The 17,207-nt window shown below is 33.2% G+C and carries 16 protein-coding genes; 7 read left to right on the forward strand and 9 right to left on the reverse strand.

Annotated features, from left to right (window positions below; all coding sequences use genetic code 11):
• Window positions 1-73 precede the first annotated feature (73 nt).
• Window positions 74-940, forward strand: coding sequence for an N-acetylglucosamine kinase (locus tag RH81_RS04580; RefSeq protein WP_033958377.1), 867 nt, complete (start codon window positions 74-76; stop codon window positions 938-940).
• The gene (locus RH81_RS04585; protein WP_033958379.1) at window positions 937-1,299 is read left to right on the forward strand and encodes a methylglyoxal synthase; all 363 of its coding nucleotides are present in this window, start codon (window positions 937-939) and stop codon (window positions 1,297-1,299) included. The genes RH81_RS04580 and RH81_RS04585 overlap by 4 nt, the downstream gene beginning before the upstream one ends.
• On the opposite strand, the gene RH81_RS04590 is transcribed toward RH81_RS04585, so the two are convergent.
• From RH81_RS04590 to RH81_RS04600, 3 genes are all read right to left on the reverse strand, one after another.
• Window positions 1,292-3,022, reverse strand: a complete 1,731-nt coding sequence (locus tag RH81_RS04590; RefSeq protein ID WP_033958382.1) for a sodium:solute symporter family protein — start codon at window positions 3,020-3,022, stop codon at window positions 1,292-1,294. The two genes, RH81_RS04585 and RH81_RS04590, sit on opposite strands and share 8 nt — an antisense overlap.
• A gap of 105 nt (window positions 3,023-3,127) precedes the next feature.
• Window positions 3,128-3,550, reverse strand: a complete 423-nt coding sequence (locus RH81_RS04595; RefSeq protein ID WP_033958385.1) for a hypothetical protein — start codon at window positions 3,548-3,550, stop codon at window positions 3,128-3,130.
• 126 nt (window positions 3,551-3,676) lie between these two features.
• The gene (locus RH81_RS04600; protein ID WP_033958388.1) at window positions 3,677-3,901 is read right to left on the reverse strand and encodes a hypothetical protein; all 225 of its coding nucleotides are present in this window, start codon (window positions 3,899-3,901) and stop codon (window positions 3,677-3,679) included.
• A 269-nt stretch (window positions 3,902-4,170) separates the two neighbouring features.
• Between RH81_RS04600 and RH81_RS04605 the strand changes: the two genes are divergently transcribed.
• Window positions 4,171-4,848 carry a DUF2461 domain-containing protein gene (locus tag RH81_RS04605; protein WP_033958390.1) on the forward strand — a complete coding sequence of 226 codons (678 nt, stop codon included), beginning with the start codon at window positions 4,171-4,173 and terminating at the stop codon, window positions 4,846-4,848.
• Between the two features lies 1 nt (window position 4,849).
• Here RH81_RS04605 and RH81_RS04610 read toward each other — a convergent pair whose 3' ends face one another.
• Window positions 4,850-5,263 carry a hypothetical protein gene (locus tag RH81_RS04610; protein WP_033958392.1) on the reverse strand — a complete coding sequence of 138 codons (414 nt, stop codon included), beginning with the start codon at window positions 5,261-5,263 and terminating at the stop codon, window positions 4,850-4,852.
• 176 nt (window positions 5,264-5,439) lie between these two features.
• Here RH81_RS04610 and RH81_RS04615 point away from each other — a divergent pair, with 176 nt between their 5' ends.
• A complete protein-coding gene (locus RH81_RS04615; protein WP_033958727.1) occupies window positions 5,440-5,835 on the forward strand; it encodes an acyl-CoA thioesterase in 396 nt (131 codons plus the stop codon).
• Window positions 5,836-5,842: 7 nt separating this feature from the next.
• Here the strand turns inward: RH81_RS04615 and RH81_RS04620 are convergent, their stop codons facing one another.
• From RH81_RS04620 to RH81_RS04635, 4 genes are all read right to left on the reverse strand, one after another.
• Window positions 5,843-7,090, reverse strand: coding sequence for a mechanosensitive ion channel family protein (locus RH81_RS04620; protein ID WP_033958395.1), 1,248 nt, complete (start codon window positions 7,088-7,090; stop codon window positions 5,843-5,845).
• Window positions 7,091-7,381, reverse strand: coding sequence for a DUF3817 domain-containing protein (locus RH81_RS04625; protein ID WP_033958397.1), 291 nt, complete (start codon window positions 7,379-7,381; stop codon window positions 7,091-7,093).
• A 46-nt stretch (window positions 7,382-7,427) separates the two neighbouring features.
• On the reverse strand, window positions 7,428-9,608 hold the full coding sequence (locus tag RH81_RS04630) for a T9SS type A sorting domain-containing protein (protein WP_033958399.1): 2,181 nt from the start codon (window positions 9,606-9,608) through the stop codon (window positions 7,428-7,430).
• Between the two features lie 135 nt (window positions 9,609-9,743).
• A complete protein-coding gene (locus RH81_RS04635) occupies window positions 9,744-10,766 on the reverse strand; it encodes a S1C family serine protease (RefSeq protein WP_152604786.1) in 1,023 nt (340 codons plus the stop codon).
• 233 nt (window positions 10,767-10,999) lie between these two features.
• On the opposite strand from RH81_RS04635, the gene RH81_RS04640 reads away from it, so the two are divergent.
• Entirely contained in the window at window positions 11,000-13,108 is a 2,109-nt protein-coding gene (locus tag RH81_RS04640; RefSeq protein WP_033958400.1) for an elongation factor G, read from the forward strand.
• 19 nt (window positions 13,109-13,127) lie between these two features.
• Window positions 13,128-13,508: a hypothetical protein gene (locus RH81_RS04645; RefSeq protein ID WP_033958401.1), complete on the forward strand. Its 381-nt coding sequence runs from the start codon at window positions 13,128-13,130 to the stop codon at window positions 13,506-13,508.
• Between the two features lie 141 nt (window positions 13,509-13,649).
• Here RH81_RS04645 and RH81_RS04650 read toward each other — a convergent pair whose 3' ends face one another.
• Complete coding sequence (locus RH81_RS04650; protein WP_033958402.1) at window positions 13,650-14,477, reverse strand: OmpA/MotB family protein; 828 nt, start codon at window positions 14,475-14,477, stop codon at window positions 13,650-13,652.
• Between the two features lie 193 nt (window positions 14,478-14,670).
• On the opposite strand from RH81_RS04650, the gene RH81_RS04655 reads away from it, so the two are divergent.
• Window positions 14,671-17,145, forward strand: a complete 2,475-nt coding sequence (locus RH81_RS04655) for a zinc-dependent metalloprotease (RefSeq protein WP_033958405.1) — start codon at window positions 14,671-14,673, stop codon at window positions 17,143-17,145.
• Window positions 17,146-17,207: the final 62 nt, after the last annotated feature.

The following is a 17,207-nucleotide window of genomic DNA, read 5'->3' on the forward strand; positions in this document are numbered from 1 at the left end:
TCATTTAAATCCGTAATTAATGAGGTATTTGTGATATCACATTTACTACGGATTTATTTTTTAACTTATCACTATGATTTTAATTACTGATAGCGGCTCAACAAAATGCGATTGGATAGTCATCGATGAATTAGGAGAACAACTCCAAGATAAAATTCGTACCAAAGGACTAAATCCCGCAATTTTATCTGAAAAAAAGCTCAATAAAATCATTAGAAAAAGTGATGATTTAATGCAGTTTAAAGATAATGTTACTCACATTTTCTTTTATGGTGCAGGTTGCGGTACTACTAAGCCGAGATTGATGTTAGCACATATTTTAGAAACTATATTCTCAAATGCAATCATCGACGTTCAAGAAGATACCATGGCTGCAGTAAGAGCTACTCAAAGTCATAGTAATGAAGCTGCTGTAGTTTGCATTATGGGAACAGGTTCAAATTGTAGTTACTTTGATGGAACAAGATTATATCAACGTGTTGTCTCATTAGGATATACAATTATGGATGAGGCGTCTGGAAATTATTATGGTAAAGAACTACTTAAAGATTACTATTTTAATCATATGCCTGGAAAAATCAAAGTCGCATTTGATCATAAATACAATGTCGAAGCTGATTTTATTAAACATAATCTTTATAAAGAGCCCAATCCAAATGCTTATTTAGCGAACTTCGCAGAGTTTATGTTTTTGAACAAAGACTCTGAATACATAAGGGAATTAATAAAAAAAGGATTACGATTGTTTGCGAAAAATATGATTTTTCAGTACAAAGAAGAACTTAAAACAGTTCCTGTACATTTTGCTGGATCAATTGCTTTCTTTGCTGAAGACGAAATACGTCAAGTTGCTAATGAATTAGGCTTTACTGTCGGTAATTTTGAAAGACGACCTATTGAAGGGCTAGTAATCTATCACACTAAAGAACTAAAATTATGAACATTGCAATTATAGCACATGATGGTAAAAAAGCTGAAATGGTTCAATTCTTAAATGAACATAGAACAGTTTTACAACAAAAGAAAATCACTCTCATTTCTACAGGTACAACAGGTGAAAAAGCTAAAAAAGCTGGATTTGAAGTAGAAAGTTTACTTTCTGGACCACTAGGAGGTGATGCTCAAATTGCAGCCAGAGTTGCAGAAGGTAAATGTGATATGGTTTTGTTTTTTAGAGATCCTCTTGAAAAACATCCTCACGAACCTGATGTATTAATGCTCTTGCGTTTATGTGATGTACATGATGTTCCTTTAGCTACCAATCCAGCAACTGCAGAATTATTGATTAGAGCTATTTAGATTCTGCTTTAAACGATTTAATAATTGCTATTGCACATATTAGTGTGATTCCTAACAATCCAAAAGCTAGTGCTGTTTTTCCGTAGATAAAATTTCCAATTGCAAAAAGTGTACAATACACTCCAATTACACCACTAAAAAATCCAAGAATTTTCATTCCAAATCCTTTAAATTTAGAAGTCTCTCCAAAGATTAAAGCATTAAACGATTGAAGCGTATCGGCATCTGTCGGTTTTGTCAATAAGGTAACGATTAACCATCCGATAGTTGTAACAACGACACCAAACACCAACTGCCAATGACCAGCAATTTCTATTATTGGAGTGTCTAGTTTTCCATTAACAAAAAAGAATACAGCAATCACGAAAGAAATAACCATAGCTGCAATTTCACTATAAGGATTGATTCTGCTCCAAAACCATCTTAAGATAAATAGTAGCCCTGTTCCAGCTCCAATTTGTAATAATAAATTAAGAACTTCTCCTGCCGATTGTAAAAAGAATGAAAACAGTGCAGCACAAATCATAAGTACTACAGTAGAAATACGACCAACTAATACTTGATCTTTATCAGAAGCATCTGGTTTTAGAAAACGTTTATAAAAATCATTTACGATATACGAACTTCCCCAATTCAACTGAGTTGAAATCGTACTCATAAAAGCCGCAATAAGGGATAACAAGACAATTCCTATTAGTCCAGAAGGCAAATAAGTCATCATTGCTGCATAAGCAACATCTTCGCCTTGCATTGAGGTTGATAGATCAGGAAAAGCTTGATTTATACTGTCTAAATTAGGAAACACAACTAATGAAGCCAAACCAACTATAATCCATGGCCACGGACGAATAGCATAATGTGCCACATTAAAAAATAGAGTAGCCCAAGTTGCATGTTTTTCATCTTTAGCAGCTAACATTCGTTGTGCAATATAACCACCTCCTCCAGGTTCTGCTCCAGGATACCACGTGCTCCACCATTGAACAGCTAAAGGAATAATTAGCATCGTAACTAAAGCTTCAGTATTACCGAAATCTGGAAAAAATGCAAGCTTATCACTTACATTAATATGAGATAATAAATTTGAAGTACCTCCAATTTCTGGCAGATTCACAATATAAATTGTTGCCCAAACACTTCCAATCATTGCAATAATAAACTGAATGAAATCTGTAATCAAAACACCTTTTAATCCACCAAAAGCCGAATATATAACTACAATAATAGAGGAGTAGATGAGCATTTCACCTTGTGATATTCCTAACAGAATATTTGCGATTTTTGCACCAGCCAAACACACTCCTGCCATTGTAATAACATTGAAAATAACACCTAAATAAATCGCTCTAAAACCTCTTAAGTAGCCTGCTATTTTACCGCTATAGCGTAATTCATAAAATTCTAAATCTGTAGTGATTTCACTTTTTCGCCAAAGCTTAGCATAGAAAAATACAGTAAGCATTCCTGTTAATAACATTGCCCACCAAACCCAATTTCCGGAGACTCCATTCTGTCTTACTAACTGGGTTACTAAACCTGGAGTATCGGCAGCAAATGTAGTAGCTACCATGCTAACACCAAGTAACCACCAAGGCATATTTCGTCCAGAGAGAAAAAATGCTTTTGAATCTTTCCCAGCTTGCTTAGACACATAAATACCTATGCCAGCAAAGAGTATTAAAAAGAAAATGATAATTACCCAATCAAGTGTAGAAATAGTCATAATTAAAAATGAAGTGTTAGTATAACAAATCTAATATTTATATTGAAATAAAAAAGGCATCAGTGTTTAACTAATACCTTTTAAAGATTTTGATAGGTTTTCCTATTATTTAAGCCATCCTTTAGCCGTAGACATTTTTGTAAACCATATTAAAAAAGCACAAACAACAATAATCATTATCGGCATTACTGGATTTACATCTTCAACAGTAACCATAAGGTAAACCTGTTGAATTGTTGCAGTTATAAACGAAATTACAAAGAGCATAAATGCCCATTTTTTTCTTAATAATAAAGCAAGGCAACCTAAAGCACCACAAAAAACAGCTAAAGCAAATGCAGCTGTATACCAAGTTGGATGCTCTACTAAAAATTCTGCTTGTTGTTCTTCTGGTAGCGCAGCTATCATGTCATCAGTCATAAAAGCTCTAACAAGGTAAGCCATAACTCCCATACCATTCCAAATAAGGGCAACTACAGCAATAATCCAAAACCAAATAGGTGGTTTTGTGTTTGAAATATCAGTCATAATATTTATGTTTTAGTTAGTTATTGACATCAATTTATGAAAATAATTATAAAACATAAAAAAACCTTCCTTGTATTTACTTTTTCGTAAACTCAAGAAAGGAATAATTTATAAAAAAACAGGTGTTTAATTTTCTATAACATGCAAAACAGGCGTTTTAGTTACCCATTTTCCATTTTTAGATTCACCAAGAATATATACGTCTTTAGTTTGTTCGTATTCCTTGATTGTTCTTAACATTTGTTCTTTGGTATCTCTATGTAATTTAATACCAGAATTTTTACCTTTGTTTCTCAGTTCTATATAAAATCCGTCTCTGAATTTTATTGGCTTAGTTGGAGGTCTTCCCATGAATTATATTTTATGAAGGATTGAATTTGCATATTAGTGAAAATATAATCAATATGCAAGCCTTCCTTTAATTTATCAAAAGTAATTCATTAAACAGCAACTAACCAGCCTTTTACATAACTATTAGTTATTCATAAATTGACTAATGCTATACCGAAAAGTTTTTATACATTTATCCTAGGTCAATAATTTTGTATTTAAAGAAATTAAGAAAGAAAAAACATACCTAATCGGCTAATCACATGATTAGAATAAGATAAATAATTGCTATGAACGAAACGATACCTAGAGAAACCTTTGCCTTTTTTAAAAAATTAGAAAAGAATAACAATCGTGATTGGTTTAATGACCATAAAAAAGAATTCAAAGAAATTGAAACTGAAGTGAAACAAGTTTATAATCAGCTATTCGAAAAACTAAGCAAGCATGACCAAGTCGATAAGTTTAAGATGTTTCGAATTTATAGAGATGTGCGATTTTCAAAAAACAAACTGCCATATAAAACACACTTTGGAGGTTCATTTGGCAGAAAGAAACCCGAATTAAGAGGCGGTTATTATCTTCATATTCAGCCAAATAACGAATCATTTATAGCGACTGGATTTTGGGAACCAAATAAAGATGATTTACTAAGAATTAGACGTGAATTTGAACAAGATGATGAAGAAATTAGAACAATTATAAATAATAAAGCTTTTAAATCAGTTTGGGGAGAATTTGTTGGAGACGAGTTAAAAACTGCTCCTAGAGATTTTGATAAGGAACATCCTGCAATTGATTTAATACGAAAAAAGCAATATATTTTTACGAAGAAATATACCGATAAAGAGGTGCTATGTCCTGACTTTATGGATAATGTCAATTCATCATTTAAAGCGATAAGACCATTCTTTAATTACATGAGTGATGTTCTTACCACAAACCTAAATGGTGAGTCTCTTATTTAAGCTAAATGGCTTTTGCAAGTGGTTGCGTAAACACTTGAATGTTACTAACCAAGCGCTCTTTAACAATATTCATCATTCGTTTATTTAACGCTGAAGAATTCTGAATATAAAGCTCATATTCTTCCACAGTAAATTGTCCTATAATCATCCCTTTTACTGAGTTTCGAAACTTCATGTCTTTGTGAATTGCATTCTCTATGTATGCCAATTGCTTAGGTAACGACAAATCATAAAAGACATTTTTCCGTTTATCAATATAATTTCTAAACACCATCACAAGTAAGTGATTTTGCATTTTGATAATTGGACGCAATGTTGCGTTCTGGAAGCACTCATCAGCAGACATATTATCGTTAACAAGAGCTGTTGCAATAACGGGTCTAATAGATTTTAAATTCGTAGATCGATCATTCATGGCTTTAATTTTAACTAAAAATAGATATTATGATACGCTTATATATTGCGTCGGTTATATCTTGTTAACTGTGTTATCAACAAATATGATATTTATATCAAAGAATAGAATTTTGTAATATCAATCTGTTTTATTTGAATTCACAATCGATTACCTTTGATAAAACATTAAAAACAATGAAATTTCATACACGAAAATGGGTAAAACCCGAAGATTTAAATCCTAATCAAACTTTATTTGGTGGACAACTGTTAGCATGGATTGATGAAGAAGCGGCACTTTATACTATTATTCAGTTAGAGAACTCTAAGATAGTTACTAAGTATATGTCTGAAATCAACTTCATGGCATCAGCTATGCAAGGTGATATTATCGAAATTGGAATTCAGGTTGTAAAATTTGGAAGATCGTCATTAACCATGAAATGTAAGGTTCGTAATAAAATGACAAGAGAAACCATATTAACGGTAGACAATATCATTATGGTAAATCTTGGTAATGATGGCAAACCGAAGCCTCATGGGAAATCAGAGGTAGAGTTTGTAAAAGACCGATTAGAAGGTGACGATTAGGAAACACTTATTCAGCAGTTTCCATAAATTTTGTTGGATACTCAAATACTTCTAGTTCAAAATAAGAGACAGCAGCTAACATATGATCAAAGATATCTGCCATAATATATTCGTAGTTTTCCCAGCGTTTATCACTACTAAAGCAATAAATCTCTAAAGGCAAACCATGAGGTGTTGGTTCTAACTGTCTCACCATTATGGTCATTTCTTTATTAACAGCCGAATGATTTTCAACATAGGTTTGCATGTATTTTCTAAACACACCTAAATTGGTCAAATTGCGACCATTGATTAAAACGGACTTATCTATTTGTTCATCTGCATTAAAGTTGGCAATATCCTTTTGACGAGATTCTAAATATTTTGAAACTAATTCGATTCCTTTTAATTTATTAATATCCTCATCAGTTAAATACTTAATGCTTTTAGCTTTCAGAATAATGGCACGTTTAATTCGACGACCACCAGACGATTGCATTCCTCTCCAGTTTTTATAAGAATCTGAAATCAATGCAAATGTCGGAATATTAGTAATGGTCATATCGAAATTCTGAACCTGAACTGTAGATAGATTAATTTCAATAACACTACCATCAGCACCATATTTCTCCATAGTAATCCAATCACCTATACGAACACTATCGTTTATTGCGACTTGAATACTTGCTACAAAACCGAGAATTGTATCCTTAAATATTAATAATAAAACAGCAGAAGCAGCACCAAGGGTTGTGAAAAATTTGATGAATGACAGGTTAATCAAAATTGCTAATATAGATGCTATTCCAATAATCCAAATAAATAACATTGCTACTTGTATGTAGCTGTCAATTGGTTTGTCTTTTAGACGTGGTAAGGTTTTAAAGTATGATTCAAAAGTTTTAAGAATACTTCTAATAATCCAAATGGTAAGTACAATTCCATAGACTTTAATAAGCATTAGTATATACCCTTCAAATTGAGGAAAATCATGAAGTACTAGCGGAAATAAATTAATGGTAAGAATTAAAGGTACTAAATGTGCAATGCGTCTTGGCGCACGATGACTGACTAATAAATCGTCAAAGTTAGTTTTTGATTTTTCCGCAAAACGATTAGAGAAATTTATGATGAGCTTTCTAGAAACCAGATCAGCAATAAAAAGAATCACAACTAATATAATAAGTAAGCATAGCATGTTTAGATACTTTGCTGATGTTTCAGTAAGACCAAACTGTATAAAATAATCGTAGAAAAAATGACGTAAGCGATCCATTTATTTTGTTTTTTTTAAGTAAGTTCTATCTACATAAAATGTTCCAAATGGAATAATCGATGCGGCCAATACAATTAATAAGGTTTTACCGTTCCATTTAAGTTGTGAAGCAAGTATTACAGCTAATACGATATAAGCCACAAATAACAATCCATGAGGCATACCGAGTAGTTTCACGTATTGAGGATCATTTGCAAGATACTTTATTGGAACTGCCACGAAGATCAATAAAATATAAGAGATTCCTTCTAATAAGGCAATAATTTTAAAGCTATTGAATAACGAAAACATAAAGTCATAATTTGAGCACAAAAATACCTTATAAGACTGATTTTATCTAGTTTTTAACAACTTTTTTAACGAATACAGTTTCATTATTTACATCTATAAATTTAGCGAAATACAACCCAGTACCTAACGAAGATAATTGCAACTGTGTTGAGTTTTGAAAGACATCAACTTCATATACTAGTTTACCTTCTAAACTATACAATTCTAAATGCAATCGCTCATTTTTAGGGTTTGAAATATTTAACTCATTTGAGAATGGAATAGGATAGAGGTTAATCGAATTCTCTATACCTACAGTTGGATTGCTTAAGGTTCCTTGGAAGTATTCTAAAGCCAAATCAAAAGAATCGTTTCCAATTTTATCACCAATAATTCGTCCTCTAATATCATCGATAGGTGGATGAATTCCTCCCCATATTCTAGATAAACTAGTTTGATCTGATGCATCACGATATGTTGCCCATTGTAAGGTCATGTTTTCTGTAGGACCAACTTCAAACACGAGGAAATCATCTTGAACCAAGTCGAAAGTTCCCATACCACCAGGGAAAAATGGATCTCCAGTTAATCGTGTTAATACTTCAGCAGCAGCTCTTGAAAACGTAGAGTGACCTGATAAATAACCAGCAAAAGGAGGCGTTACAAATGTTCCTCTTTGGTATGGCCACCAATGTTCACCTAAAATCCAATCAACACCTGCAACATCAGTTTCTGGGTCATTAATAAAATCTGGACCTCTCCAAGCGAATATTTTGATTTTTCCAACATTTTCATCACCAGCACCAGCCAATTCTTCACCAGACTGAACTTGTTCAATTAAACCAGGAATTAATGGCATTCCATGTGGATCATAATTTGGTAAAGCAGCATCACTACTTTGTCCTTTACCTGCCATATATCGAATTGCTGAAATCGGACGAATATAATCGTAATAGCCTTTTATTCCCCATGTATTAATAGCAGAATCATGCATAGCACCACCAAGTGCTAGATAACCTTTTACATCCCATTCCAAATTAGATACTATTGATCCTTGACCACCAATTTTTTTAACTACAGCAGGATTATCACTCACATAATTCATAAGAGTAAACCAATGTCCTGGAGGTGTTTCAGAATCTGGACCATCTGCCCAAAACTCTGCAAGAACTCTAGCATAGTCTGAACGTTTTACCATATTTGAAACATAAGGCATTCCTGTTGATGGATTTAAATCATGACCTACACTGGAGTCACCTCCGAGGCTAAAGTCATAAAACGTTTTATACTCTTCAAAAGTTTCTGGATAATTAGCTAAATCAAAATTTCCAATACTACCAGGAGAAATATCTATCATTGTTGTGTCATCAGGATCTAAATGAGAAGACCAAGATGCTACTAAAGCAAAGTGCCATTTGTAAGGGTCATCAATTCCATCTTCATTAGAGTTTTGAATATAAACAGGTGGTCCTGGATCATTATAAACAAAACAATCAAATCCATCATTCAATACATCTAAATCTTCAGGAACTAAACAAAACGGTTTAACAGATCCCCATTCTGGACTTAAAAATGGCGGAGTTTCACTAGGAAAAATATTCCCACTTTGATCAATAAATGTTGAAAAGGCTAAAGGTTGCCATTTATTAGGATCAATGCCTGTATTATCTTGATACAATTCTAAAATCAATGGCGGATTATCTGGAATGTAAAACACATTTGGATAATCAAATTGCTCATAAGAGAAATCATCTAAACCAAAAGCAATCATTTCACTTGCTAAGTAATTTCCGAGGGCAGCATAAGAACCTCCACTATAATCGATAGAGACCTCTGCTTCATCATAACCAAGTAGTAAGAATAAATCATCAATCTCTTGCATAATTCCAACACTTCCAGGAGAATTTTCGAATCTATGCTTTAGCAATCTAAGCATGGCATAACTAAGGATTTCATGAGTTGCTGCATCAGAATCTGTAGGTGTCGCAATTCCGTTAAAAACAGTAGTATATCCATTAAAAGTTTTTCCTAAAAAAACAGTTTCTGCTTGTGAGTCAAAAATTGCCCATGCATCATACATTAAAACAGAACTATGAAATAAATTTCTAGCGTGAACAGTAGGTCGAGCAAAGTCTGAACGAACTGCATCTAATAAAACTTCATTCCATTCACGAGCAACAGATTGCTGGGCATTTGACGAAGAGATAATTGAAAAGAATACGAAAAGTAATAGTGTAATTTTTTTCATGACATTCAACTGGTTAACGATTTAAGCTCTAAAATAGAAAAGATTTTATGAAAATGAATGAAACCATGTTATTTTAGATGAATTACATGTTAATTTAGATGAATTATAGTTAAGCTAACACCCTAAATAACAACATTAATTATAATTTAACTCCACTATTTTACCATCTCTTAAGACAGTTAATTTGAATTTCGGATTCGTGGTAATAGTATTGGCAAATTCTGCGAGACTATTTAAGGTAGCGTCATCTAAGTTAAATTTAATATCGTTGAAGGCTAATATAATATCACCACCAAGTATAAGCTTGTTAGTACCTAAAATTGTTTCTGTAGTACCGCCTCGAATACCCATATTACCAAAGATTGACTCCGATACCACACGCTGAATTAACAAACCATGCTTTTGTGGAACGTTTAACAATTTTGCTTCATTCTCACTTAACGAATAAAAATCAGCACCTAACCATGGCATATTATTATTAAGGAGTAAACGAGCTGCAAGATTTGAGCTACTTGCATAACCGATTCCTTCAAAACCACCAGATTTAGTAAGAATATGACTAACAATACCTACCACTTCTCCACGCAAATTAAACATTGGTCCACCAGAATTTCCAGTATTAATAGCAGCATCAGTTTGAATAAATTCAGTACTAGTAAAAGGATTTTTTCCTTGACCATTTTTTCTAAAACTACTCACATAACCAGAAGAAAGAGAAGCGTTAAGACCAAATGGTGCACCAATAACAAAAATACGTTCACCAATTTTTAATTCGTCTGAATTTCCAAAACTCACAGTCACAGGATTAATGCGTGGTCTAAACAATTTTATAAGTGCAATATCAGCGCTTTTATAAATACTGACTACTGAGCCTCTAATTACATCACCATCAGGAAAGAGTACGTTTATTTTTTCAGGAACAGTAACCACGTGTGCAGCAGTAACAACTAAACGGTCAGAAATCATAAAACCAGAACCTAGGCCTTCTTGAGTCACCATTTGTGTGGTGTTGTCTTTTGTTAGCGATAAATTCTTTTCAGATGTATAAATCATAACAACAGCTGGGCTTACCTGCTCATAGAGCTCAGACAAATCTTGAGCGAAGCAATTGACAACGCTAACTAGTAGAAATACGAATAGGAATGTAATTTTTTTCAATGGACAGTTAAGATTAAATTATATGTTATTCAAAAGTACTGAAATTTCCAGCATATTAATTCTATGATTATTGTTTAAACATGATATTCGTAATAGCTCTAGTTAAACAGCTGAAATACAGTATCTAATATTTCAGAATCTGTTCGCAATTTTGTATCTTAATCTGACATTTATCATATTTTTCCTTAATAATTGTGACTAGCTTTATTACTATAAATTAAACCATAGGATCCATGAAAGTATTTGACGATAAACACATTAAAAATGTAGTCTTTGTAGGTGCACATCGAAGCGGAAAAACGACATTATCTGAAACCATGTTATTTGAAGCAGGACTTATAAATAGAAGAGGGACTGTAGAAGATCATAATACGGTTTCAGATTATCACAATATTGAACACGAAAGGGAAGCTTCAATATTCGCAACACCATTACATACTGAATGGCGTAACTTTAAGATTAATATAATAGACACACCTGGTTTGGACGATTTTGTAGGTGAAATTATTTCATCTATTCGTGTGGCAGATACTGTTGTAACCGTAATAAACGGAAGGCATGGCGTAGAAATTGGTACTGAAATTATCTGGAACTATATCGATAAATATCATAAGCCTACCTTATTTGTAATCAATCAAATTGATCATCCTGATTTAAATTTTGAGTACTGTTTTAAAAGTATTGAATCACTAGTTGGTAAAAATGCTATAAAAATTCAATATCCAATTAAAATTGATAACGCTCAATGTATTATTGATGTACTTAAAATGAAGCTCTATAAATTTGGTCCAGAAGGAGGGAAGCCTGAAAAACTAGAAATTCCAGAAGATCAAATAGAACTTGCTAATAAATTACACAATGAATTGGTAGAAAAGGCAGCAGAAAACGATGATGAATTATTAGAATTATACTTTGATCAAGGCACATTAAATGAAGATCAATTACGAAAGGGAATTAAAGCTGGGATGCTCAATCATGATGTCTACCCAGTATTTTGTGTTTCTGCTCTGCAAGATATGGGAACAGGACGATTAATGGGCTTCATTGATAACGTAGCTCCTGCAGCTTCTGAATTGAAATCAGAGCAATCCATAGAAGGACAAGAGCTTTTTCCAAAAAAGGAGAATCCAGCAGCCTTATTTGTCTTTAAAACCTTGTACCAACCTAATCTTGGTCAGGTCACGTTTTTTAAAGTAATTTCGGGAGAAGTTAATGTTAATGATAAGCTCACAAATGCCAGAACACGCGAAGTAGAGGTTATCAATCAGTTATTTATTATGGATGGTAAAGAACGGCATCCAATAAACAGGTTAACAGTTGGCGATATTGGTGCAACTTTAAAATTAAAGCATACAGAAACTAACGATACTTTATTTGAAGGAAAAACACCTATTGAGATAAAACACATTCAATACCCAGAAATGCGTATGACATCAGCAATCACTGCTAAAAGTTTGGCTGATGAAGATAAACTAAGTGATGCTTTAAAGAAAATCCATAGTCAAGACCCAACGGTTGTTATTTCTTATTCTCCAGAAACCAAAGAGCAACTATTAGGATGCCAAGGTGAATTGCATTTAGCAATTATTGATTGGACATTAAAGCATGAATATGGCATTGAAGCCATTTTTAAACAACCTAAAATTCCGTATCGCGAAACAATACAGCGATCATCTACAGCTAATTACAGACACAAAAAACAATCTGGAGGCTCAGGACAATTTGCTCAAGTGCGATTAAAAATAGAACCTTGGCACGAAGGTATTGAAGAGCCAGAAGGCTTTAGTATTAGAGGTAAAGAAGAAGTGGATTTACCATGGGGAGGAAAGCTCGTTTTTTATAATTGTATTGTTGGAGGTGCCATTGATACGCGGTATTTACAATCGGTAATGAAAGGCGTTTTAGAAGTTATGGAATCTGGACCACTTACAGGATCTTATGTAAGAGATGTTCGTGTTATTGTGTATGATGGTAAGATGCATTCAGTAGATTCGAATGATATATCCTTTAAAATTGCAGGAGCACATGCCTTTAGTGAAGCCTTTTTAAATGCGAATCCGAAACTCTTAGAACCTAGAAACGAACTAATCGTGAAAGTTCCTGAAGAAATGGTTGGCGCAGTAATGACAGATTTACAGTCGAGACGTAGTTTGATACAAGGCTTTGAGAATAGTGATAATTATCAGATATTAAAATGTCAAATTCCTGCCGTAGAACTATATGGCTACTCAACAGATTTAAGGTCAATAACACAAGGAAAGGCAACATTTAGTTCAAAGTTTTCATCCTATGAATCTGTACCAACACACGTTCAAAAAGAATTAGTAAAAGAAGAAGTTTAACATATTTAAAGCACAACATATGCAAGTAAAAGTATCCTATTTAAGTGATCTAAAGTTTAATTTAGACACGTGGAAAAGAGAATTACGTTTTCATTTTAACGAAATGGACACGTTTGAAGAAAAACTCGAAGAAATAGCTGCTCGTGAATTTGGAAAGCAAGCGACTATTCCTTTAGAGAAATTTCAGAATAAAATAATGATTGAAAAAAACGCTATTTCTAAACTGATGCACAGAATTAGAAATAAAGTAGCAATCATTAATAATACTGATTTTAACGAGAATATAGATGGCCGATTACAAAACGAGCAGCATACTTTAAAAGAAGATATGCGTACCTATATTAAAATGCATTACGAATTAAAAGAAGAAATGATGGATTATTTCCTGGAGTGGTTATAATCAAATCGCATTAATACATTTAAAAAAGGTCATATTTTTAAGAATATGGCCTTTTTTATTAATTGTTGAATAGCGATAATGAACAAAAAAAACCACATATCTACATGTGGTTTTTTATATATGGATTAATTGTTTTAAGCCTTATTCTTTAGAAGACATAAGCGCAAAAAACTTGTCAATATTTGGTAAAATAACGATACGTGTTCTACGGTTTACTGCTCTATTTTCTTTTGTATCATTTGAAACTAGTGGTTGGTAAAAACTTCGTCCTGCAGCAATTAATTTCTCTGGAGCTACATTATGATCGTTTTGAAGTTTTTTAACTACTGATGTTGCACGTAACACACTTAAATCCCAGTTATCTTTTACTGATGCCGTATTTTTTAATGCTTTATCATCTGTATGACCTTCAACCATAATATCTAAGCTTTCTTCAGAGTTGACAACATTAGCGATTTTTTGAAGGATTTCGTTTGCTTTATCACTAATTCTGTAACTACCAGAATCAAATAACATCTTGTCAGAAATTGAAATCATCACTACAGTTTCTTCAATGTTTATAGAGATATCTTCATCTTCTTCAATGTTATCCATCGATTCTTTTAAATTGAATTGCACTGCAAGATTCATAGAATCCTTAAGTGTTTTTGCAGTCGCTAAATAAGCAGGAGGAACGTTTTTAAGAGATTCTCTTAATGCTACTTTTTGGTTTTCAGAAATAACAACACCATCAACATTTACAAGTTTTGCATTGTTGTCTTCGGTAAGCGAATTAATTTTTGAATTATAACTATCTACACGTTCTTGAATGGCTACAAACTTGTCTTCAAGTTCTTCTTTTTCAACTTTAGTTTTTGTCAGTTCGCTTTTAAGTTCGCCATTATCTTGCTCGAGAGCTAGATACTTTTTCTTTGATACACAAGCTGTTAAAAATAAAGTCGATAATACAATTACAGAAATTCGTTTCATAATGATTTGATTAGAGTTTTAGTTTATATAGATATCTACGGAAGTAAATCAATTATGGACTTTTACAATGGTATTTTTTATGAACTAGGTTATGTTCATTACAAATAAACTGAAGTCCTTAAATTTTTGTGAAAACCAGATTATTCTGAAGCCATTTAATTAGTTTTAAGGCTTATTAAAAATATCTCCATCTATGAAAAAAGTATTACTATTTACTTTAACTGTGTTATTATGCAGTATTCCAATGTCTGTTGAGGCACAATCCAAAAGAAAAAAAAAGAAAAACCAAAAAACTGAAGCTGCAGTTCCAAAAGAAAAAAAGCCAGCAAGCAAAATAAAGCCTTATGCACAAGTCATCACCAAAAATGCCATTTCAGATGAAGGTTTATTTAATGTTCATAAAGTAGGAGAGAAGTACTTCTTTGAAATCCCTAATGACCATTTAGGAAAAGATATGCTTTTGGTAAGCAGAATTGCAAAGCTACCTTCAAATTTGGGAGGCGGTTTCTACAATGCTGGAACAAAAACTGGTCAGCGACTTATTGTTTGGGAACGTTTCGAAAATAAAATACTTATCAAAGAGAAATCTTATAGCGCTGTTGCAGACGAAGAATTGCCAATAAGTATTTCGGTAGAATCTAACAATTATGCACCAACTTTATTTGCATTTGATATTGCTGCTTTCAGTAAAGATTCTTCAGCAGTAGTAGTTGACGTCACGAAATTTTATAGTAGCGATGTGAAAGCGATTAGTGGGTTGTCTAGTCGATTACGAACATCGTATAAGGTCCGTAATCTGGATGCTTCAAGAAGTTTTATCAACGGAATGAAAAGTTTTCCGCAGAATATAGAAGTTGTTCAAGATATGACTTATAATGCAACGCAACCACCTTCAACGCGTTCAGCACAGACGATAAGTTTACAAATGAATCAATCTATGATTTTATTACCAGAAGAACCTATGCAATCGCGTTTTGCTGACGATCGTGTAGGCTGGTTTACGTTTAGTCAAGTTGATTATGGAAGTGAAAAGCTTAAAGCTGATAGAAAAACATATATCAGACGCTGGAGATTAGAACCAAAAGATCCTGAAGCTTATGCAAGAGGTGAGTTGGTAGAACCTATAAAGCCAATAATCTATTATTTAGATCCAGCAACTCCTGAGAGCTTACGTAAGTATATCAAAGAAGGTATCGAACTATGGCAAGGTCCTTTTGAAAAAGCAGGATTTAAAAATGCCATTATTGCCAAATATCCACCAACAAAAGAAGAAGATCCAGACTTTAGTCCGGAAGACATTAGATATTCTGTAGTGAGATATGTGGCTAGCGAAACTCGAAATGCAGTTGGTCCAAGTGTTTCTGATCCTAGAAGTGGTGAGATTATAGAAAGTGATATCATTTGGTATCACAATCATTTGCGCTCTTATAGAAACCGTTATTTATTAGAAACTGGAGCGGCAAACCCTTCGGCTAGAACATTAGACACACCACCTGAAGAGATTGGTGAAATGATGAAAATGGTAATTGCTCACGAAGTTGGACATGCCTTAGGTTTACCACATAATATGAGTGCGAGTAAAGCTTATGATGTTGAGAGTTATAGAAATGGGGCTTTTACACAAGAATTCGGAATAGCATCTACTATAATGGATTATGCTCGTTACAATTACATTGCACAACCAGGAGATGAAAACATCAGGTTTGTTCGTAAAATAGGACCTTATGATGATTATGCTATAAATTGGGGTTACAGAATGATTCCTGGAGCAACAACTTCAGATGCTGAAAAAAGCACATTAGAATCTTGGATTATAGCGAAAGCAGGTGATCCTAAATATGTATTCGGAAGGCAGAGTAGTCGTTTCGATCCAACGTCACAAACTGAAGATATTGGAAACGATGCTATAAAAGCATCCAATTATGCATTAAAAAACTTAAAATATGTTGCTCAAAATTTACCAGCTTGGACGAGTAGCCAGACTAATAATTATGATGATTTAGGAGAATTATATGGCGAATTATTAAGCTGCTATAACCGTTATATTGGACATGTTTTGAGTAATGTTGGAGGTGTAGAAGAACACCTCGTGACACCAAGTCAAGGTGGAATTCCATATCAAGCTGTTCCGAAATTGCTTCAACAACAATCGATGGCATGGGTTCACGATAATGCATTTGAAACACCAACATGGTTACTAGATAAAACCATGCTTCAAAATACTGATTATGCTGGATATACTGAACGTTTGAGACGTTACCAGAATTCCTATATATCGCGATTATTAAGTTTTGAACGTTTAGGTATTTTAATAGACCATGAAGCTATTGATCCAACAAATTACAGCGCATTAACAATGTTACAAGATTTGAGAAAAGGGATTTGGAGTGAAGCCAAAGTAACCAAAAATGTAGATGTATATCGTCGTAACTTACAACGTTCTTATTTAGATAGAATGGAATATTTAATGACTGAGGAATTAAAACGAGAAACGAGCAGAAAGTACTACGATGTTGTTCAATCTGATGTAAGAGCCTTAGTTCGTGGTGAACTAAACACCTTGAAACGTCAAATAGCATCTGCAGCTGCAAGACAAGTGAATACAGTTACAAAATACCATTACAGAGATTGTGTAAAACGTATAGAAAACATTTTAGATCCAAAATAAACTAACCAATCATTAGTTTTAAGTGTTGAAACACCTTTTTGATTTATTCATTAAGGTGTTTT

It is taken from the genome of Psychroserpens jangbogonensis (assembly GCF_000797465.1).
In the GTDB taxonomy this organism is placed as follows: Bacteria; Bacteroidota; Bacteroidia; order Flavobacteriales; family Flavobacteriaceae; genus Psychroserpens; species Psychroserpens jangbogonensis.

Excerpts from the sequence above, each read along its gene's own strand:
- RH81_RS04625 (WP_033958397.1), bottom strand. The coding sequence starts at position 7,381 with ATGTTTTCGTTATTCAATAGCTTTAAAATTATTGCCTTATTAGAAGGA.
- RH81_RS04630 (WP_033958399.1), bottom strand. The coding sequence starts at position 9,608 with ATGAAAAAAATTACACTATTACTTTTCGTATTCTTTTCAATTATCTCT.
- RH81_RS04585 (WP_033958379.1), top strand. The coding sequence starts at position 937 with ATGAACATTGCAATTATAGCACATGATGGTAAAAAAGCTGAAATGGTT.
- RH81_RS04580 (WP_033958377.1), top strand. The coding sequence starts at position 74 with ATGATTTTAATTACTGATAGCGGCTCAACAAAATGCGATTGGATAGTC.
- RH81_RS04650 (WP_033958402.1), bottom strand. The coding sequence starts at position 14,477 with ATGAAACGAATTTCTGTAATTGTATTATCGACTTTATTTTTAACAGCT.
- RH81_RS04640 (WP_033958400.1), top strand. The coding sequence starts at position 11,000 with ATGAAAGTATTTGACGATAAACACATTAAAAATGTAGTCTTTGTAGGT.
- RH81_RS04605 (WP_033958390.1), top strand. The coding sequence starts at position 4,171 with ATGAACGAAACGATACCTAGAGAAACCTTTGCCTTTTTTAAAAAATTA.
- RH81_RS04595 (WP_033958385.1), bottom strand. The coding sequence starts at position 3,550 with ATGACTGATATTTCAAACACAAAACCACCTATTTGGTTTTGGATTATT.
- RH81_RS04645 (WP_033958401.1), top strand. The coding sequence starts at position 13,128 with ATGCAAGTAAAAGTATCCTATTTAAGTGATCTAAAGTTTAATTTAGAC.
- RH81_RS04620 (WP_033958395.1), bottom strand. The coding sequence starts at position 7,090 with ATGGATCGCTTACGTCATTTTTTCTACGATTATTTTATACAGTTTGGT.
- RH81_RS04655 (WP_033958405.1), top strand. The coding sequence starts at position 14,671 with ATGAAAAAAGTATTACTATTTACTTTAACTGTGTTATTATGCAGTATT.
- RH81_RS04590 (WP_033958382.1), bottom strand. The coding sequence starts at position 3,022 with ATGACTATTTCTACACTTGATTGGGTAATTATCATTTTCTTTTTAATA.
- RH81_RS04615 (WP_033958727.1), top strand. The coding sequence starts at position 5,440 with ATGAAATTTCATACACGAAAATGGGTAAAACCCGAAGATTTAAATCCT.
- RH81_RS04600 (WP_033958388.1), bottom strand. The coding sequence starts at position 3,901 with ATGGGAAGACCTCCAACTAAGCCAATAAAATTCAGAGACGGATTTTAT.
- RH81_RS04610 (WP_033958392.1), bottom strand. The coding sequence starts at position 5,263 with ATGAATGATCGATCTACGAATTTAAAATCTATTAGACCCGTTATTGCA.